This window comes from Catenovulum sp. 2E275, from assembly GCF_025515275.1.
Taxonomy (GTDB): domain Bacteria; phylum Pseudomonadota; class Gammaproteobacteria; order Enterobacterales; family Alteromonadaceae; genus Catenovulum.
Genome location: NZ_JAOPFU010000048.1, coordinates 1 through 20,773 on the forward strand (window position 1 = coordinate 1; position 20,773 = coordinate 20,773).

At 37.6% G+C, this 20,773-nt stretch carries 12 protein-coding genes; 9 read left to right on the plus strand and 3 right to left on the minus strand.

Translation table 11 applies throughout. The annotated features are described in order from the left end of the window. Positions 1 to 351 precede the first annotated feature (351 nt). Both N7931_RS16535 and purT read right to left on the minus strand, forming a co-directional pair. A complete protein-coding gene (locus N7931_RS16535; RefSeq protein WP_262795453.1) occupies positions 352 to 741 on the minus strand; it encodes a VOC family protein in 390 nt (129 codons plus the stop codon). 40 nt (positions 742 to 781) lie between these two features. Continuing rightward, on the minus strand, positions 782 to 1,957 hold the full coding sequence (gene purT / locus N7931_RS16540; protein WP_262795454.1) for a formate-dependent phosphoribosylglycinamide formyltransferase: 1,176 nt from the start codon (positions 1,955 to 1,957) through the stop codon (positions 782 to 784). 116 nt (positions 1,958 to 2,073) lie between these two features. On the opposite strand from purT, the gene N7931_RS16545 reads away from it, so the two are divergent. Beyond that, a complete protein-coding gene (locus tag N7931_RS16545; protein ID WP_262795455.1) occupies positions 2,074 to 2,658 on the plus strand; it encodes a DUF2238 domain-containing protein in 585 nt (194 codons plus the stop codon). Between the two features lie 119 nt (positions 2,659 to 2,777). After that, a complete protein-coding gene (locus N7931_RS16550; protein ID WP_262795456.1) occupies positions 2,778 to 3,794 on the plus strand; it encodes an MBL fold metallo-hydrolase in 1,017 nt (338 codons plus the stop codon). A 124-nt stretch (positions 3,795 to 3,918) separates the two neighbouring features. Here N7931_RS16550 and N7931_RS16555 read toward each other — a convergent pair whose 3' ends face one another. Beyond that, positions 3,919 to 4,956, minus strand: a complete 1,038-nt coding sequence (locus tag N7931_RS16555; RefSeq protein WP_262795457.1) for a Gfo/Idh/MocA family protein — start codon at positions 4,954 to 4,956, stop codon at positions 3,919 to 3,921. Between the two features lie 283 nt (positions 4,957 to 5,239). On the opposite strand from N7931_RS16555, the gene N7931_RS16560 reads away from it, so the two are divergent. The 7 genes from N7931_RS16560 to N7931_RS16590 all read left to right on the plus strand — a co-directional run bounded on the left by N7931_RS16560 (position 5,240) and on the right by N7931_RS16590 (position 20,764). Then, the gene (locus N7931_RS16560) at positions 5,240 to 7,096 is read left to right on the plus strand and encodes a sodium:solute symporter family protein (RefSeq protein ID WP_262795458.1); all 1,857 of its coding nucleotides are present in this window, start codon (positions 5,240 to 5,242) and stop codon (positions 7,094 to 7,096) included. 1 nt (position 7,097) lies between these two features. Beyond that, positions 7,098 to 9,563, plus strand: coding sequence for a GH36-type glycosyl hydrolase domain-containing protein (locus N7931_RS16565; protein WP_262795459.1), 2,466 nt, complete (start codon positions 7,098 to 7,100; stop codon positions 9,561 to 9,563). Between the two features lie 20 nt (positions 9,564 to 9,583). Beyond that, a complete protein-coding gene (locus tag N7931_RS16570) occupies positions 9,584 to 11,332 on the plus strand; it encodes a glycoside hydrolase family 9 protein (protein WP_262795460.1) in 1,749 nt (582 codons plus the stop codon). Positions 11,333 to 12,275: 943 nt separating this feature from the next. Further along, complete coding sequence (locus tag N7931_RS16575) at positions 12,276 to 14,735, plus strand: glycoside hydrolase family 95 protein (RefSeq protein ID WP_262795461.1); 2,460 nt, start codon at positions 12,276 to 12,278, stop codon at positions 14,733 to 14,735. Between the two features lie 52 nt (positions 14,736 to 14,787). After that, a complete protein-coding gene (locus N7931_RS16580) occupies positions 14,788 to 17,739 on the plus strand; it encodes a TonB-dependent receptor (protein ID WP_262795462.1) in 2,952 nt (983 codons plus the stop codon). Between the two features lie 86 nt (positions 17,740 to 17,825). Then, positions 17,826 to 19,307, plus strand: coding sequence for a tryptophan halogenase family protein (locus N7931_RS16585; protein ID WP_262795463.1), 1,482 nt, complete (start codon positions 17,826 to 17,828; stop codon positions 19,305 to 19,307). An 8-nt stretch (positions 19,308 to 19,315) separates the two neighbouring features. Beyond that, entirely contained in the window at positions 19,316 to 20,764 is a 1,449-nt protein-coding gene (locus N7931_RS16590; protein WP_262795464.1) for a tryptophan 7-halogenase, read from the plus strand. Positions 20,765 to 20,773: the final 9 nt, after the last annotated feature.

Sequence of the window (20,773 nt, forward strand, 5' to 3'; positions counted from 1 at the left end):
CTCTCATCGTTATTTTTCTGACTAATAGCTCGCTATTAGGTACAGAAAAATGCCTTGATAGACGAAAAACTATCCTCGTTGGAACGTAAAATAAGCTTGATTTGGCATGATTTAATTCAATAGTTGAGGAATTTACTTCAACATTTCTTATACGCACCTCAGGTTAAATAACCTGAGCTACACATCATAGACATTTGCCCAACGGCTATATCGCAGCTTAAAAGTGAGTTTAGGGCGTTATTTATGGTGTTGGAGTGATGAGGTTAACTGTATTTATACTGTTTGAATGGCGAGCTAAGATATTGATTTAGCTCTAACTCGCCATGTGTAGTTATATTGGCGCTGTAAAAATTAGGCCTGATATAGCTCCAGTGGTAAACCATCAGGATCTTGAAAAAAGGTAAATTGTTTACCGGTTAATTCATCGGTTCTGATTGCTTCGACTGCTATTCCTAAATTTTCTAAAGCCTGTTTGCTTTGTGCAACATCATCAACTAAAAATGCTAAATGTCTTAGCCCCTGTGCTTCAGGGCGTGATGGTCTTGCAGGTGGATTTGGAAAAGAAAACAATTCAATTTGGCTATGTTCATTAACTGATAAATCCAGTTTGTAAGAATCTCTATGTTCTCGATAGGTTTCTTTAATAACAGCTAAGCCTAAAATTTGAGTATAAAAATGTTTCGATTTTTGATAATCCGAGCAAATAATCGCAACATGATGAACTGCTTTTAAATCTAACATAACTAACTTCTTATCCAGAGTTGAGGTTAAACATTTAAGCTTAAAAATGGGTTGTCACTTGAGCGGCTGCTTTAACTGCTTTTTCAATTGCTGTCTCAATATTATCAGCCCGTTTTAAGATCACACCTAAACGGCGTCTGCCATTAATCTCAGGCTTACCGAATAACCGAATTTGAGTAAGCGGCTCGGCTAATGCCTCGTTTAATCCGCTAAATTTAATATTGTTTGATTGACCTTCACGCAAAATAACCGCAGAAGCGCTGGGGCCAAATTGGCTGATATGAACAATTGGTAAGCCTAAAATAGCCCGTACATGCAAAGCAAATTCTGATAAATCTTGCGATATTAAAGTCACCAAACCTGTGTCGTGTGGGCGAGGCGATACCTCACTAAAAATAACCTCATCCCCTTTAACAAACATTTCAACGCCAAATAATCCGCGTCCACCTAAAGCTTTAACCACTTTTTCGGCCATAACTTGGGCATTTTTTAAGGCTGCGGCACTCATAGCGGCCGGTTGCCAAGATTCACGATAATCACCGTCTTCTTGTCTGTGGCCTATTGGTTGGCAAAAATGAATACCATCCACAGCATTAATGGTTAATAAAGTAATTTCGTAATCAAAATCGACAAAACCTTCAATGATCACTTTACCTTTACCGGCACGACCGCCTTCTTGCGCATATTGCCAAGAGGTTTGAATATCGGCTGCTGACTTGATAACCGACTGGCCTTTGCCAGATGAACTCATAATAGGTTTGATTACACAAGGCATACCAATTTCAGCTACTGCACGTTCAAAATCAGCAAAATTATCGGCAAATTGATAGCTGCTGGTTTTTACGGCTAATGTTTCAGCTGCTAATCGGCGAATGCCTTCACGGTTCATCGTAAGCTGAGTTGCTTTGGCACTTGGCACAATGTTTACGCCTTCTTGCTCAAGTTCTGCCAAAGTTTGGGTCGCAATTGCTTCAATTTCCGGCACAACCAAATCAGGTTTTTCCTGTTCGATTAATGCGCGAAGTGCTGCACCATCGAGCATGTTAATGACATAACTTTTATGCGCAACTTGCATTGCAGGCGCATTTGGGTATCTATCCACCCCAATTACTTCAACCCCCATGCGTTGAAGCTCAATGACGACTTCTTTACCTAACTCACCACAACCTAACATCATTACTTTAGTCGCTGATTGACTGTTTGCCGTTCCTAACATTTGCAACCCTAATTATTGAACAATTTGAATGAGGCGGATTTTAACAATTACCTTGCCTGAAATCAGATATTTTTGTATTTTTCTCTGGCTGCAATCAAGCATTTTAAGAGAATTTAATGAAACTTTATTTATGGGTGTTTATTTATAGTGCTGTGCTTATCTGGTCTGGGATTAATCCTAAAGATCAATTTACATGGTTTTTAGAAGTGCTTCCGGCGATAGCGGGTGGGTTAATGATGGCATTAACTTATAAGCAGTTCAGGTTAACGAATTTATTGTATATTTTCATTTTATTACATTGCATTGTGCTCATGGTTGGTGGGCATTATACCTATGCTGAAGTCCCTTGGTTTGACGGATTATTTGGCGCAGAGCGTAATAACTACGATAAAGTAGGTCATTTTTTCCAAGGCTTTGTACCTGCATTACTCGCACGCGAAATTTTAATCAGAAAACAGATAATTCAGGGGCAAGCTTGGTTAAGTTTTATTGTTATTTCGATTTGTCTGGCATTTAGCGCTTTTTACGAATTAATTGAGTGGTGGGTTGCGTTGGCAACAGGCGAAAATGCAGAAGCATTTTTAGGCACCCAAGGTTATCAATGGGATACCCAGTCAGATATGGCGCTGGCTTTATTAGGGGCTATTTCGGCTCTGTGTTTATTAAGCCGCTGGCATAATAAACAACTTAGTCGGTTGTAAGTTATATGATTTATCAGCTGGTTGAAAAGCCTATGACTCTGCATTTTATGCTTGCTTGTAACTTTTAAGGCAGCTCGATTATTTGGAAACAGAATGAAAAAAGTTTACTAAGAGCATCTATGATTTTTTCTGTTTTGAGCACATTAAGTTCTATGTCTGTGTTGTCTCAAAATATGAAATCTGATGATTATGCCAAACAAGGTTTATTACTGGCGCAGGATTTCCCGGGGTTAGCCAGTCTATGTGACTTGTCTAAACCGCTCCGAGATATGGGGGCTAAACGCGAGCGATCTAGCCGGCAGCAGGATGATCAAACAAGAACCCAAAGAGATACTTCAAAACAGCAAAGCCGCCCTAAATTAGGCCCGGTTAAGGTTTTTGATAATTTATATTATGTTGGCACTGCTGGGGTTGCAAGTTGGGTGGTGAAAACGAGCGAAGGTTTAGTCGTTATAGATGCGTTAAATAATGATCGTCAAGCAAAAGAGTATATTGAGTCTGGTATTGAGCAATTAGGTTTAAATCCCAAAGATATTAAATACTTAATTATCTCTCATGGTCACGGAGATCATTACGGAGGCCAGAATTATCTGGTAAAAAATTATCAGCCTAGAGTGGTTATGAGTGAGATAGAGTGGACAATACTGGAGCAGCCAGAACAAGATTTTTCAAGCCCTAATTGGGGGAGCAAACCCACACGAGATATCAGTATTAAAGATGGTGATGCGATTACTCTTGGTGACACTACTATTCAGCTTTATATCACTCCGGGGCATACACAGGGGACTTTATCTGTTATTTTCCCAGTTTATGATCAAGGTGAAAAGCATATTGCCAGTATGTGGGGTGGAACTGGGTTAAATTATGGCCCAAAGCTGGAGAGAATTTTAGCCTATTCTAATAGTGCGAAACGTTTTAAACAAATAGCAGAAGTCCAAAATGTTGATATATTTTTATCAAATCATCCTAAATTGGATGGTACGAATGAAAAAATTAAAGCGCTGCTAAGTAGGAAAAATCAAGAGCCGCATCCATTTGTCATTGGTAAAAAATCAGTTGGTAAAGGGTATGATTTACTAAAAAATTGTACTTATGCTCAGGCATTAAAAATACAAGAACAAAGTCAGTCGTTTTAGAAGCGTGATTTTAAACTGATTGGTGTTCTAGAAGTGCTTTCATAATAATTTTGGGTTAATACAGTTAAGTGTATTACTACAATTGCTCTAATACCCGCATCCATGCAGGTATTTCAGTAATACATTATTCTCCAGCAAAAGGGTAGGTCACGCCTAATTGTTCGCGGATCTTATCCATGATTTTAAGTTGCTGGCGGGTTTGAGCATGAGAGGCTACTTGGCTTTGTAATTGGCCTGATTGAATACACTTTTCTGCTTCGGCAATTTCATATTCAAATCCGTTGACTGCAAAAGGCTGTTTAATTATTTCGGTTGCTTCATCTTGGTTATCAGGATAGAAACTAATTGAATTTGAACACCAAAACATATTCTCAATTTTAATTCTGCCTTTGGTGCCATACGCCCACAAGGCATTTTCCGTTTTGGCATCAAAATTACAGTTAAATTGAGCAAACTGGTTATTTTGGTACTGCATATTTACAACCGTAAATTCATCGACCAGGGTTGCGCCTACAGTACCCATTGCCTGTATTTTTTGTGGCATCTCTAACTGAGTATTTTGAGGATGGCTGTTAGATTGATTAATTAACCAGTCTGAGGTTGTTACATTATAAACACCCATATCCAGTAAAACGCCACCGGCTAAATCGCGGTTAAGCCAGCGATCTTGTTCTGATTTAGGCTGGTTAAATCCAAAACTGGACTGAACTAATTTTAGCTCACCAATTTTACCGTTTTGAATCCATTGTTTAGCAATTTGATAAACCGGTAAAAATAGCGTCCACATTGCTTCCATTAAAAATACATTTTGAGCTTTAGCTAATTCAAATAGTTCTTCTGCCTGTACTTGATTAACCGTTAACGGTTTTTCACAAACCACCGACTTTTTAGCCTGCAAGCACATTTTAATTTGTTCATAATGAAATTTATGCGGGGTAGCGATATAAATTGCATCTAGCTCAGGATCCGCCAATAAAGCCTGATAATCATCATACACTTTTTCCACTTTATATTGCTGAGCAAACTGGTTTGCTCTTGTTATATCTCGGCTTGCGACTGCTTTTAATTGGCCTACAAAATCAGCTTGAGTTGCTTGAGCAAATTGCTGGGCAATTCTACCCGGCCCAATTAATCCCCAATTAAATGTGCTTTTTGTTGTCATTTTTAACCTCTTAACTCAAATCTAATAGTTTTATTGAATATATGCTAACACGCTTATTTTTATTCGCCTATGCTAACTATTACTTGGATTTGTATTAAATTTAATTTTTGTGTGATTTATTTGTAAAATAAATTGTTTTTTATGACTTATTAGGTATTATAAATAAAACTACAAACGTTTACATTTTTAATTTGAAGTTAATTTTACTGAAAATGTAGTGTAAATAAGAGTTGTAAATAAAAAGTGTTCAAATAAAAAAGATAAATACTGGATAGGACTTTATATGACAATGTCTTGGATAGATATCGCGATTATTCTAGCGTATCTGGGCAGTACCATTTTAATCGGTTTACTGCTAAAGCGTAAAGCTGGCAAAAATATGAAAAGTTATTACATGGGCGGTAATAAACTACCTTGGTATATGCTGGGGTTATCTAACGCTTCCGGGATGTTTGATATTTCAGGTACTATGTGGCTGGTTACATTATGTTTTGTGTATGGTTTGCAAAGTATTTGGATCCCTTGGCTATGGCCGGTTTTTAACCAAGTATTTTTAATGATCTTTTTGTCAATGTGGGTACGACGTTCCGGCGTGTTAACAGGAGCTGAATGGATTAGAACCCGCTTTGGTGATGATACCGGTGGTAAGTTATCGCACATGGTTGTTGTGCTGTTTGCTATTATTAGTGTGCTTGGCTTTTTGGCTTATGGTTTTGTTGGCATAGGTAAGTTTGTCGAAATATTTGTGCCTTATTCAGTTGTTGCCCCTTATTTACCTTTCACTATTCCTGAGCAGTATGTGCCTCATTTTTACGGGATTATTTTTACCAGTATCGCTACATTTTACGTCATGCTTGGTGGAATGATGAGTATTGTCTGGGCTGACGTAGTGCAGTTTACAATTATTACGATTGCATCGTTAGCAATTGGTTTTATTGCAATGACAAAAGTATCGCCAGATATGCTTGCCGCAGCAACGCCAGAAGGGTGGAGCAGTCCGCTATTTAGCTGGCATTTGGATTTAGACTGGCAAAATATAGTAACAGAGGTGAATGATAAAATAGCCAGTGATGGTTATTCATTATTTGGGCTTTTTGTCATGATGCTGTTGTTTAAAGGTGTGCTGGTGAGCGCCGCAGGACCTGCGCCTAACTATGATATGCAAAAAATTCTGGCAACTAAATCACCTAAAGAGGCAAGTTTAATGAGTGGTTTTGTCTCGGTTGCCTTAATGCCTATTCGTTATTTTATGATTGCCGGGTTTACTGTATTAGCCGTTGTTTTTTATCAAGATCTTAATTTGGTTGTCGGGGGGAAACTAGATTTTGAAAGTATCCTGCCAAGTGCCATTTTAGAGTTTGCGCCAACAGGTATTTTAGGTTTATTACTGGCTGGTTTACTGGCCGCTTTTATGTCAACTTTTGCTTCAACGGTTAACGCTGCACCAGCTTATTTAGTGAATGATATTTACAAACGCTATATTAACCCTGAGGCGTCAGATAAAAAGTTAATTCATGCCAGTTATTTAGTGTCGATTGGTGTGGTTGTTATCAGCACCTTTATTGGCTTTGCAGTGCAAAGCATTAATAGTGTTTTACAGTGGTTGGTCTCTGGTTTATGGGGCGGTTACGTGGTTTCAAATGTACTTAAATGGTACTGGTGGCGACTTAACGGCTTTGGTTATTTCTGGGGAATGTTAGCCGGTATTATTGGTGCTATGTTATTTCCAATCATTTTTGCCGGTCAATTCCCAGAGGTGGCCAGTGATATTTTACCTTTATATTTATTCCCGCTGTTGTTGGTTTTTGCGGCAATTGGTTGTGTTGCGGGCAGTTATTTAACTGAACCAGAAAAACCTGAAATTATTGAAAATTTTTACAAAACAGTTCGTCCGTGGGGTTTTTGGGGGCCGGTTAAGCAGGCGGTACTGGCAAAAGACCCTGATTTTAAAGTTAATACAAATTTTAAGTCCGATATGGTGAATGTAACAGTAGGTATTGTTCTACAAACCTGTTTGGTTGCCGCACCTATCTTTTTAGTCATTAAAGAGTGGCAAAGCTTGACCATTGCGGTGTGTTTATTAGCTGGCTCCGCCATATTTTTAAAACTTAACTGGTATAACAAACTTGAAGATGAATAATATGACTAGTGCTGAAAAAGAGTATGGCTATTACGACGATAGCCAAAAAGAATACGTAATTACAACGCCTTATACACCATTACCTTGGATTAACTATTTAGGAAATGATGGATTTTATGGTTTGATATCAAATACCGCAGGCGGGTATTGTTTTTATAAAGATGCAAAATTTAGACGATTAACTCGCTACAGGTACAACAATGTACCGGTAGATTCAGGTGGCCGATATTTTTATATAAAAGAGGGTGACACAATATGGAATCCGGGCGGCAGACCTTGTCAAACCGAAATCGATTCATTTGAATGCCGTCATGGAATGGGCTATAGCAAATTCAGTGCATCTAAAAATGAACTGTCCGCTCAGCTAACAGCGCTAGTGCCTTTGGGGATGACAGCCGAAAGTTATTGTTTAACTTTAAAAAATGAATCATCACATACGAAAAAAATTCAATTGTTTTCGTTTATTGAATGGTGTTTATGGAATGCGCAAACCGATGGTGAAAACTTCCAACGTAACTTATCGACGGGTGAAGTGGAAGTGGAAGCGAATATCTTGTATCACAAAACAGAATACAGAGAGCGTAGAAACCATTATGCATTTTTTGCATCCAGCGAAAATATAGATGGTTATGATACTCAGCGTAGTGAGTTTATCGGGACATACAATGGTTTTGAACGCCCGCAAGCTGTGATTAATGGTAAATCAAACAATAGCTTAGCTAGAGGATGGTCACCTATTGCTTCACATTATTTTGATTTGACTTTAGCCCCCGGAGAAAGCCGAGATTTTGTTTTTATGCTGGGTTATTGTGAGCTGGCTGATGAAACTAAATGGCAAGGGTTAAATATTATCAATAAAGCACCAGCCAAAGCTTTATTTGCAAAAGTAGATTCAAAAGTTAAGTTTGATAACGAATGTAAACGATTACGAGAATATTGGCAGCAAGCTTTATCTATCTGTGAAGTAAATACCCCGGATGAGAGATTTAATCGCTCGATCAATATTTGGAATCAATACCAGAATATGGTGACATTTAATTTATCGCGTAGTGCCTCTTATTATGAATCAGGTATTGGGCGGGGCATGGGTTTTAGAGATTCGCATCAGGATACGATAGGCTTTACCCATATAGCACCAAAAGAAGTAAGACAAAGGTTATTAGATTTATCTGCAACTCAATTATCTAACGGTAGTGCTTATCACCAATATCAACCTTTAACCAAAAAAGGGAATGCAGAAATTGGCGGTAATTTTAATGATGATCCAATGTGGATGATTTTAGGCACAGCGAATTACATTAAAGAAACTGGCGACTGGTCAATTATTGATGAGAAAGTTGGATTTGATGATAACCCTGAAGCAGATGCGACTCACTTTGATCATTTAACTCGAGCTTTTAATCATGTGACTACTCATTTGGGGCCGCATGGCTTGCCTTTAATTGGTCGCGCAGACTGGAATGATTGTTTAAATTTAAATTGTTTTTCTAGCGACCCAAATGAATCGTTTCAAACCACTGAGCATAATAAAAACGGGCAGGTCGCTGAATCACTAATGATTGCTGGTCAGTTTGTTTTGTATGGCAAAGAATATGTACAGATTTGTCAGGAACTCGGTAAAACTGAGTTAGCAAAACAGGCGCAAGCCGAAATTGATAAAATGGTGCAGGCCGTATTGCAACATGGCTGGGACGGGCAATGGTTTTTACGTGCTTATAATGCACATGGTGAGGCAATTGGTAGTCATAAAAATAAAGAGGGTAAAATCTTTATTGAGTCGCAAGGCTTTTGTGTGATGGCCGGAATTGGTCTTGAAGACGGCAAAGCACAACAGGCGCTCGATTCTGTGGCGGAACATTTAGCCTGTGATTATGGCATTATGTTACAGCAACCTGCATTTAGCCAGTATCAGATTGAGTTAGGCGAAATTTCATCTTATCCGCCGGGTTATAAAGAAAATGCGGGTATTTTTTGCCATAACAATCCGTGGATCTGTATCTCAGAAGCTATGTTAGGGCGAAGTGACAAAGCAATGAGTTATTATCAAAAAATCACCCCAGCTTATTTACAGGATATTAAAGCTAAGCATAAAACCGAGCCTTACGTATATTCTCAAATGGTGGCTGGTAAAGATGCTGCTATTCCGGGTGAAGCTAAAAACTCATGGTTAACGGGTACCGCAGCATGGAATTATTATGCAGCAGTGCAATATATTTTAGGGATTAGACCTGATTATCAGGGGTTGATTATTGAGCCATGTATTCCACAGTCTTGGCCACAATTTAGTGTAAAACGCCAATTTAGAGGCGCTCAATTAGACATCACAGTTTACAATAATGCGGCTGATAAACAGGATAACCATATCCATTATTTAATGATTGATGGTCAGCGTATAAATGGTAACCGAATTGACATTAATCAATTTAGTGGAAGCCATAAAATAGAAGCTTGGATTGGTAAATTATAAGATTAAACAGGCAGGATATAATGACTCATATTTTATTAAAAAAGCCATTTAAATACAGCATGTTAGCCTGTGCGTTATTGGCTAATGCTTGTGCGGTACAAGTATCAGATTCAGTTTTAGGTAAAGCCGATAAACCCGATTCAATCAAGATTGATACTGTGCTTTATAATCAGCAGGGGTATTTACCAGAAAGCTCAAAAGAGGTTTTTGTTAAAGCTACACAAAAAGTTCGTTATCAATTATTCGATGCTAATAACAATAAAGTAGCTTTTGGCTATTCAACGTCTGCTGAAATTTGGCCGCATGCTAAACAGCCATTTGTAAAAATTGATTTATCACAAGTCAAAAAAGCCGGTATCTATCAGCTTGAAATTAATCCTGAAACTGATTCAGTTTCGGTGCAAATTAATATTCAACCCAATATTTATAAAAAACCACTTGAATTGGCAATTAAATCTTTTTATTTGAATCGAGCTAGTACCGAGCTAACAGAAGAGTATGCCGCTGAATTTGCAAGAGCCGCAGGGCATCCGGATGATGTTGTGTATATTCATTCTTCTGCAGCCAGTGAAGCAAGACCAGAAGGCACAATTGTTTCAGCGCCTAAAGGCTGGTACGACGCTGGTGATTACAATAAATATGCGGTCAATGGCAGCGTTGCTTTATATACTATGTTAATGGCTTATCAGGATTTTCCATCCATTCATCAACTCGAATTAAATATTCCCGAGTCAGCCAACGCTCAGCCTGATTTGTTAGATGAGATTATCTGGCAGTTAGATTGGCTTATTAATATGCAAGATCCAAATGATGGTGGGGTGTATCATAAGCTGACAACTAAAAATTTTAGTGGCAAACAAATGCCGGATCAAGCCAATGAGCCGCGTTTTATGGTTGCTAAATCCGTTTCTGGAACTTTAGATTTTGCCGCGACTATGGCTTTTGCTGCGCATGTGTTAAAGCAATCAATGCCAGAGCAGGCAAAGGTTTATCAACAAGCTGCAATTAATGCTTGGCACTGGGCTGAACAAAACCCAGATGCAATTTATCATCAGCCGGAGGATATTAAAACCGGCGCTTACAGTACCTCACAACAAAACTTAAATGATGAATGGTTTTGGGCTAGTGCTGAGCTTGCATTATTAACCGGCAATGCTAAATATTGGCAAAAAGCAGAGCAGACTCAGACTGATATGGCTATTCCCTCGTGGAGTTATGTTGCGCCATTTGCATGGATTCGGTTAGCTAAACAAACACAGCAAACCGACTGGCAAAATAAAGCTGCACAAAAATTGAAAACTGCGGCAGACAGGTTAACTCAAACGGTAAAAACTTCGGCAATTGCTGTTCCCATGGGCAGTTATCAAAATGATTTTGTCTGGGGGAGTAATGGCGTAGCCTCTAACCAAATTTTGGTATTAAGCAGTGCATATCAGCTTGATCCTAAAGCAGATTATAAATATGCCATGCAGGCAGGGTTGGATTATCTATTGGGTAAAAACCCAACTGGTTATTCATTTGTGACCGGTGTTGGGGTGAAAACGCCTATGCATATTCACCACCGAATTTCCGAAGCGGATGATGTGGTTAAACCTGTACCGGGACTATTAGCCGGAGGCCCTCATTCTGGTCAGCAAGATAAATGCGAAGGTTATCCGTCAACAGAGCCTGGGTTATCCTATGTTGATCATTGGTGCAGTTATGCCACTAATGAAATCGCAATTAACTGGAATGCCCCTTTTGTTTATGCATTAGCTGCATTTAACTAATCTATCTTATTATTTTCTTGAACTTAGATCATCAGCCGGAACATTTATGTTCCGGCTTTTTTATTGCTTGTTTAAAGCTATTAATAGCACTCGCCTATTGCAAGTGAACTGAACGCAGCACCCGTGAAAAGGCCATTTGAAACATATTTATTAAATCGATCTGCGGTTTATGAGTTAATCTGCTCTGCTCATAAGAAAACTTGCCCAACGGGCTATTTTTGCGCCTCTCATCGTTACTTTTCTGACTTTATTTATTGTTTCATTTCTCGTTTTATTTGGTTTCATTAAACGTTTTCATTATTAGATTAAGCTAAGTGCTGATTTTTATAATAAATACGTCATTATTTTTAAGTTTAAAATCTTATTAAGCCTAATTTTTTTATATAAAAAAATTATAGATTTATAGCCCATTTTCAGCAGCAAGGTAGGAACAAGTCGATTTGTTTTAATTTGATTTGTTTTTAACTTTATGATTTTAATGTTAATTTTTTAATAAAATAGTATGGAAAGATGAGAGTTTACTTTTTTCAGCCAGTTGTTTCATAGTTTTACAATATTGATTAAGTATGACAATATGAATGTAATTTATATGTTAATTGTTTTTATGGTTAAGTTTTTATGGTGATTTTTGACGAAATTATTATAAAAATTATATTTAACACCAGTTGAGTAACTTGATTTATTTATATTTAAAATGACTTTTATTCTATATTTTTTATTTTAAGTTTATGTTTTATATTGCTTTTAATTTTGTGGAATTTGATGTTTAAATTATAGGTTTGTTATTTTAAGAGGTGGTTTAAATAAAATTTAAATTTAAAATATTATAAAATTTAGACTTGCCAAAAGATTTTATCCTGCCTAAAATGTTTAATAATTTGTAAATTAAAAAACAAGTACACTGTAAATGTTTGGTGATTTGTTACAAGCCAGAGTTGGATAAGTGAAAATTATACATATTTTTTTAAGTAATCAATGTAAACGTTTTTACCATGTTTTACTGAGCTGCTTAGGCCAGTTAAAAACACAGTCATTTACTTGTTGTTTGAGTATGGTTTTAACTGTGTTTTGTGCTTATCCGCTGACAGCTCAAACTTTGGTCATGAGTTTTAATGAGCCGGGTGCTAATTGGGAATCAGATTCTTTACCTATTGGTAATGGCGCTATTGGTGCAACTGTGCAGGGGGGTGTTAAAAAAGACATCATTCAAATTAGTGAAAAAACCTTATGGACAGGTGGACCGGGTTCAGTTGAAGGTTATGATTATGGTTTACCATCTGTAAGTGAAAACTACCCGCAAAAACTAGCTCAAGTTCAGCAACAAATTTTAAAGCAAAAGTCGATGAAGCCAGAAGCTGTCGCGGATGTTTTAGGTCGAGATTATACCGGTTATGGCAGTTTTCAAAAATTTGCAGATCTGATTATTGAGTCTGATCACTCAACTGAACAAGTTAATCATTATCGCCGTTCTTTAGATTTATCTACTGCAGTGGCTACTACTGCATATCAATATAACGGAGTGGGTTACCAGCGCAGCTATTTTGTCAGCTATCCGGATAATGCTTTAGTCGTTAAATTAACGGCTCAGCAAAAAGGTAAAATTAATATTGCTGTGTCATTAGCAACGGACGATAACCGCGATAACCAATTTAAAGTCGAAAATAATCAGATTCTCTTAACCGGTCGACTGCATGACAATAAATTAGCTTACGCTGGATTATTAAATGTAAAAACAGATTCGGGTGTTGTTACCTACCAAAATCAAAAGATAGTGATCAAACAGGCTGATACGGTTTATTTAACTTTTCAAGCTGCAACTGACTATGCTCAAACTTATCCGAGTTACCGTGGCGAGGCAGCGATTGATAAGATTAAGCGCTCTTTTAATGACTTAAAATTGAAAACGTATACATATTTGCTAAATGACCATTTGGCAGATTTTCAGGCTCTATTTAGTCGGGTTGAACTAGATTTAGGCCAAGTGCAGTCGAATAAAACGATTGATGATTTATTGGCTGGCTATCAAACCAAAAACGCTCAGGGCGAAGACAGATTATTAGAGTCTTTATATTACCAGTTTGGCCGTTATTTACTGATCACCTCTTCTCGTAGCGGTTCATTGCCAGCTAATTTACAAGGTGCGTGGAACAATTATAAACAAGCTCCGTGGAGTGCTGATTATCATTTTAATATTAATGTGCAAATGAATTATTGGCTGACCAATATGACTAATTTGTCAGAAATGAACTTGCCTTTATTTGATTTTGTCGATGGTTTAGTTAAGCCGGGGCAACAAACGGCTAAACGATTATTTAATGCAAATGGCTGGACTTTATTACTTAACACCAATATTTGGGGCTTTACCGGCTTAATTAAATGGCCAACTGCATTTTGGCAACCAGAAGCATCTGCTTGGATCGCCAGACATTATTATGAGCATTATCAATATACTCTGGATCAAACATTTTTAAATGAACGCGCCTATCCACTGTTAAAAAGCGCAAGTGAATTCTGGCTAGATGTATTAGTAAAAGATCCACTCACAGGCACTTTAGTAGTTGCACCTAGTTACTCCCCTGAACATGGTGATTTTACCGTTGCGGCGGCTATGTCTCAGCAAATTGTTCGTGATTTATTTTTAAATACGCTGGCGTTAGCGCATGTACAACAAGATGCCGCGTTTATTGCCAAATTAACTCCTGCGTTAAATCAATTAGAAACTGGGCTGAAAATAGGCTCTTGGCACCAATTACAGGAGTGGCGAACCGATTTAGATGACAAAAATTCAGCTCATCGTCATGTTTCTCATTTATATGCGCTGCATCCTGCTAGTCAAATTTCACCTCACAAAACCCCTAAGTTGGCTGATGCTGCCAAAGTGAGTTTAAACGCAAGAGGTGATGGCGGAACCGGCTGGAGTAAAGCATGGAAAGTGAATTTTTGGGCAAGATTATTAGACGGTAACCGTGCACATAAATTATTGGCTGAACAGTTACATCACAGCACTTTACGCAATTTATGGGATAACCATCCACCTTTTCAAATTGACGGAAATTTTGGTGCAACCGCAGGGATGACAGAAATGTTATTACAAAGCCAAAATGGCGAGTTGCATTTATTGCCATCACTGCCAGATATCTGGGCAAATGGTGCAGTTTCCGGATTACTTGCCAGAGGCCATATTGAAGTCGATTTAATTTGGCAAAACAATGAGTTAAAGCAAGCTATATTTAGCCCTAAATATACTCAAATAATTACACTCAGACTCAATTCTAACAAGCCAGTAAGCTTGGTGGAACAGAATTCAGCAAATGCTGCGGTTAAATTTCAACGTGAAGGAAACATTGTGAAATTTAAAGCTCAAGCTGGAAAGCGGTATACCTTGTACCCAGCTTTAAACTAAACGGATGTTTTTGACAGTTAACATAATTACATTAACGTAAGTGGGAAAAACTATGAAAAGTACTAACACACAAAGACAAAAAATAAGAGACTTATTTAAAGTTTCCAAAACCTCACTTTTAGTGATGGCTGCAATGGGCGGAAGCGTCAGCTTTTCAGCTGTAGCAGCCGAAGATGCTCAAGCCAATGCAGAAGACACCGAAGTAATTAATGTCACCGGGATTCGTTCGAGTATTATTTCTGCGCAAGAAGTGAAAATGAATTCCAATAAAATTATGGATGGGATTAGTGCTGATGATATTGGTGCACTACCTGAACGAAGTGTTACAGAAGCGCTTCAGCGGGTACCTGGCGTAGCTATAGACAGATATATGTCTATGAATGATCCTGAGCATTTTTCAGTAGAAGGTAATGGGGTTATTGTTCGTGGTTTACCTCAAGTACGCAGTGAATTAAATGGCCGCAGTAGTTTTAGTGCCGGTGGTGGGCGTTCTCTTAGTTTTGGTGATGTTCCGCCGGAATTATTATCTGCGGTCAATGTATATAAATCACCAACAGCGGATCAAATTGAAGGTGGCTTGTCAGGCACGGTAGATTTAATTACCAAACTGCCATTTCATAATGACGGGCAAAAATTTGCGTTTAGTCTTGAAGCAAATTATGGCGATATGATTGAAGAAGTTAAACCAGCTTATTCTGCTATGTATTCAAATACTTGGGAGACTAATATTGGTAAATTAGGCTTTTTAGCCGATTTTGCTTTCTCTGAATTATCGACCCGAAATGATTCTATGTATGTTAGACCGTTTTTTGCGTATGACAATATGCCTGGTCATGAGGGCGAAAGCGTTTATGTACCTCGTGGTGCGGATTGGCGGACTATGAATTTTAATCGTAAACGTCGTGGTACTTATTTGGCCGGACAATGGCAACCAGCGGAAAATCATGAGATCACACTAACCTATTTCAAAAGTGATTATGATATGCGTTGGGACGAAGATGCAATATTTGTCAGTAATGATATAACCCAAGTATCAGCAACAGCCGATAGTGTTTATAATTCTAATGGTGTTTTTGAATCAGGGCGAATTGAATCTATGGGCGACAATGATATTCAAATGGGCTCAGATATTCGGGTATCTACCAAAAATTCGACAACTGAAGATTTAACCTTAAGTTATAAATATTCCAATGAAAATTGGGAGCTTGATTTTGCAGTCCAAAAAATAGACGCAAGTGCCAAAGGCATTGACTCTACTGTTGCTTTATCTGTATGGGTTCCTTATATCGATGTTAACTTAAGCGGCTCTCTACCAACTATTTCATCAGATAATGAATTTATGAGCGATCCTAGTAATTATGTATGGGATTTCTTAATGGATAATCAGTACAACAACAAAGGTGAGTTGAATGCTTATGAAGCAAACGCTAAATATTTCCTAGATGATTCTGGGCCAATTAAATCAGTTAAAACCGGTGTGAGATTCACTGATTCTAATTCAGATAACTTTGATACAGGTTATAACTGGGGTGCTGTAGGTAACTGGATTTATACATCTGGTGCAATTGTAAGTGGTGCTACGCCATCTCAATCTCAAATGCATTTAAATCAATTTGATGATTTCTTTGGTGGTGATGTTGAGCAACCTGCGAGTCTGTATGCACCAAATGCAAATTTAGCAGCAGGTTTTCCTGGCACTTATAACGACATAAAAGATTCCGTTACTTATGTTGATTGGTTTGATGTAAATGGGACATGGCAACCAAGAAATTTAATGGATGAACAATGGTTTAACTCTCAAGAAGAAAAAACTTCATCTGTATATGTAATGGCTGATTATGGTTTTGACACAGATATGCCAATATCGGGTAACTTTGGGGTTAGATATGTTAAAACTGAAAATACAGCATTTGGTTACCTTAATTATCCTACAGCTAGTATTTTTGCATCATCACCTGAACCATTAATTGCTGATTATGATTATGACAATATTTTACCTAGTTTTAATATGCGGGTAGATATTACGGATGATTTAGTATTAAGGTTTGCAGCCGCAAAAGCTATGGCTAGAGCTGCGTTTACAGATTTACGTTCAAGGTTGGATTTAAATGCCGATTTAAATGAAGCTGGTAACGCTAAAGCAGAACGGAACCAAGACAAGCCGGATGATGAGAAAGAAGCATTTGTTCCAAGCGATTATGATTTAAATGCAACTGCACAAGGTAATCCAGAATTAGATCCTATGCTGTCGACTCAGTTTGATATATCTCTTGAATGGTATTATGAGCAAGACAGTAATATGTCTTTTGCATTATTTAGTAAAGACATTGAAAATTATCAGTCTATGTCAACTGTTAATGAGATGTATGGCCCTACTGGTGGTCAACAATATACATATCGAGTGGATCGTTTAGTAAGTGACGGAGAAGCTAAATTACGAGGTGCTGAGTTTGCTGTAACTCACTTCTTTAGAGAATTACCAACGCCATTTGATGGATTTGGTGTTCAGTTTAACTATACCTACATGGATAGTGAAACTGATTTAAGACCTAGCTCAACGCCGGTTGATACAGATGGCTCTAGTTATGGTGAATTACCTTTTATTGGTATTTCTAAAAATGCTTATAACTTAGTCGGTATTTATGAAAAAGGTGATTGGTCTGTACGTTTAGCTTATAACTGGCGTAGTAAATTCTTAACTTCGGTTGGTGCTAATGGGTTCAATGGGAGTATAGATTTAGACCAGGGTGGCCATGTTGTTGCTACAAGCGATGACATAGTAGATACCAACTGGCGCTTACCTGTATACAATGATGATGCGGGTTATTTAGATGGTTCAATTCGTTATAAACTAAATGATAATTTAACCTTATCTTTATCAGCAAATAACTTAGCTGATACAGTTACTAAGAGCTTAGTTGATCAAAATGGTCCAGGTGCTTTCCACGGTGCTTACCATAAAAATGATATTCGCTATAGCTTTGGTATTAATGGTAATTTTTAAATTAACCTAAAATAAGAGGGGATTTTCCCCTCTTATTTTTAATGAGTGTTTAGGCTAAATAACAAAAATAAGTAAAAGGCATTTTTATGCAAACAAAACAAATTCGTAAAATTGTGATTGTGGGGGGCGGAACAGCCGGTTGGATGACCGCTGCTGCATTTGCTAATCGTTTACCGTCACAGTTTTATCAAATTGTTTTAGTTGAATCAGAGCAAATTGGCACTGTTGGCGTGGGTGAATCTACCATTCCTCATATCCGCCAATTTAATGAAGTCTTAGGGATTAATGAGGCCGAATTTGTTCGTGAAACCCATGCCACTTTTAAGCTCGGTATTCAGTTTAAAAACTGGGGCAAACAAGGTGACAGTTATATTCACCCATTTGGTGAAGTTGGAGAATTAACCAAAGGGATCGATTTTCACCACTATTGGTTAAAAGCTAATCAGCATGGTTTAACTGATTCTTTTGACCGTTATTCATTTTTAGCACAAGCGGCGTTAGAGCAAAAATTTCCAGAAAAAAAACAGCTAGAAGGCGAAAAGTTTTCACAATATGCTTATTCGTATCACATCGACGCTACTGCTTATGCCCGGTTTTTGCGTAAATATGCCGAAGAAAAAGGAGTGGTTCGGGTTGAGGGTAAAGTTGAATTAGTTAAACAAGATGCGACTCAGGCGATTGAATCTTTAGTTTTACAGAATGGTGAGTCAATAGCCGCTGATTTTTTTATTGATTGCAGTGGCTTTAGAGGATTATTAATTGATCAAACCCTGAATGTTCCTTTTATTGACTGGTCGCACTGGTTGCCGGTTAATAGCGCAATTGTTGCACAAACCGAATTAACTGACACTGTTTATCCGATGACTATTGCCAGCGCCCATAAAGCTGGCTGGGCATGGAAAATTCCGCTTCAACACCGTATGGGGAACGGATTGGTGTACGATTCTGATTATATGCAGGATCAAGAAGCGGCTGATTTATTTAACCAACACTTGCAAACTAAACCGATTACCGAACCTAGGGTTTTACGATTTAAAACCGGTTGCAGACAGCAATACTGGCACAAAAACTGTGTTGCGATTGGTTTATCTGGTGGCTTTTTAGAGCCGCTGGAATCCACCAGTATTTATTTGATTCAGCAGGGAATTTTTAAATTTTTAGAGTTATTACCTAATCTGGATGATATGAGTGCTGAGCAAAAAGAATATAACCAAGTAATGGATTATAGCTATCAAACTATTCGCGATTTTATTATTTTGCATTATCACCTTAATCAAAAAACGGACAGTGAATTTTGGTTAAGAGCACAAAATATGACTATTCCTGATTCACTCAAGCAGCGACTGGCGACCTTTGCTGAGTCTGGTCGTACCGAGCTGGGCCAATTTGGGGTTTGGCCTGCGGTCTGTATTGGTCAGAATTTTTTACCTGCTCAATACGATAGTCGATTAGATTGGCTAAGCGAGCAAGAGTTAACTCATTTTATGCAAACCCAAAAACAGCAAATCGATATGGCTCGTCAACATTTACCGACAGCCAGTCAATATATTCAAGCCCTGATCCGCTAGGTTTTATTATGCAAAATAAAGTAATAAACAAAATAAGCATTATTGGTAACCAAATTGAAAGCTGGATGAGTGCGATTATTTTGTATCGTGCTTTAGAGGGTAAATGTGAAATCAATATTATTGAAAATGCAGAATTATCCCAACCGGCATATTTTGAAGCGGGTAGCTTCTTTTTTGAGATTCATCAGCGTTTCGGGATTAACTTAAAACCTGTAATGCAGCCAAATCAAAGCCAATTATTTTCAGCTACTAAAATTAAATCAGAACAAACCGAAAAGTGGCTTGGTAATGACATTAAGCTTGCACAATATAAAGGGTTTGAACTGCCGCATATTTTAAGTTTATTGACACAAACTTCTGAAAATTTAAGTTTGGCAGTGCGGGTTTCACAGGCTCAGCAGCTTATCTTACCGCAGCAAATTCCACCTCAGTTAGGTCGTTATGATTTATCTGCGTTAATCAATGGCCATGATTATCTGCACTTTTTAAAACAAGCAGCTCATTTTGTTGGCATCAAGTCATATAGTGCAGCAGTAAAATCAATTAGCTGTAACAGTGAAAATAATCAGATTGAACAATTGGTTTTAGCTGATGAGCAAGTGATTAAAACCGAATTAATCATTAATACATCGGCTCATTTTCAGCGAGCATTTTTAACTCAAAGTGCTCAAAATTCTACCAATAATCCAGCGAATGCTGACAATATAAAAGATAAGTTTATATCAAAATATACTGCTTTTGCTCAGTTTAAAGTCGCTATGAGTCAAACGGCTCAATTTTATAAAACGGTTAACTGTGATGACTGTATTTATCATCATTATGATTTTAGCGGTCAGCGAATTGTGAGTGTTTATTATGACCCGAATGCAATTAGTTTACAGCAGGTTCATCAGCAGATTTTAGCAATTTATCCAAATGCTGAAATGATTTGTGATAAAGCCAGTTTACAGCTTCAACAGTTTGAGAGTTGGCGACACAATTGTCTTAATCTGGCGGAGATTCATCTGGATACCAATCCGCTTTTTGCTGCTTCAAACTTATTTTTACGGGCATTGATGCGTTTGCTTGAGTTATTTCCTAATAAAGATTTTGAAAAAAATAACGCTGCTTTATTCCAACAACTATTAATGCAAGATCTTAATCAGTATCAGGCGTATCAGAATTTATTTGAATTTGCTTTAAACAGAGATTCGGAAGATGTTCAAAGTACCAATGAGCAGACTGAAAGTATTCAGTTAACCGAAGAAAATCAACAACGTATTGCTTTATTTAAAAGCTCGGCAAGGTTATCTCACGAGCTTAATCCATTAATTATCCGTGAAATTTGGAGCAATTTATTAGTTTTAGCTACCCAAGGCCATTATGGTTTTGACCCTGTATTACATGCGCTAGATAAAACTCAAATTACACATTGGTTAAACGGCTATAAACAAAAATTAAATGAAATTAAAATTTAAGGGTATTGA

What these genes read in the sequence shown, in the direction of transcription:
- N7931_RS16550 (WP_262795456.1), top strand. Translation starts at nt 2,778, where the DNA reads ATGATTTTTTCTGTTTTGAGCACATTAAGTTCTATGTCTGTGTTGTCT.
- N7931_RS16560 (WP_262795458.1), top strand. Translation starts at nt 5,240, where the DNA reads ATGACAATGTCTTGGATAGATATCGCGATTATTCTAGCGTATCTGGGC.
- N7931_RS16555 (WP_262795457.1), bottom strand. Translation starts at nt 4,956, where the DNA reads ATGACAACAAAAAGCACATTTAATTGGGGATTAATTGGGCCGGGTAGA.
- N7931_RS16580 (WP_262795462.1), top strand. Translation starts at nt 14,788, where the DNA reads ATGAAAAGTACTAACACACAAAGACAAAAAATAAGAGACTTATTTAAA.
- N7931_RS16590 (WP_262795464.1), top strand. Translation starts at nt 19,316, where the DNA reads ATGCAAAATAAAGTAATAAACAAAATAAGCATTATTGGTAACCAAATT.
- N7931_RS16570 (WP_262795460.1), top strand. Translation starts at nt 9,584, where the DNA reads ATGACTCATATTTTATTAAAAAAGCCATTTAAATACAGCATGTTAGCC.
- N7931_RS16585 (WP_262795463.1), top strand. Translation starts at nt 17,826, where the DNA reads ATGCAAACAAAACAAATTCGTAAAATTGTGATTGTGGGGGGCGGAACA.
- N7931_RS16565 (WP_262795459.1), top strand. Translation starts at nt 7,098, where the DNA reads ATGACTAGTGCTGAAAAAGAGTATGGCTATTACGACGATAGCCAAAAA.
- N7931_RS16545 (WP_262795455.1), top strand. Translation starts at nt 2,074, where the DNA reads ATGAAACTTTATTTATGGGTGTTTATTTATAGTGCTGTGCTTATCTGG.
- N7931_RS16535 (WP_262795453.1), bottom strand. Translation starts at nt 741, where the DNA reads ATGTTAGATTTAAAAGCAGTTCATCATGTTGCGATTATTTGCTCGGAT.
- purT (WP_262795454.1), bottom strand. Translation starts at nt 1,957, where the DNA reads ATGTTAGGAACGGCAAACAGTCAATCAGCGACTAAAGTAATGATGTTA.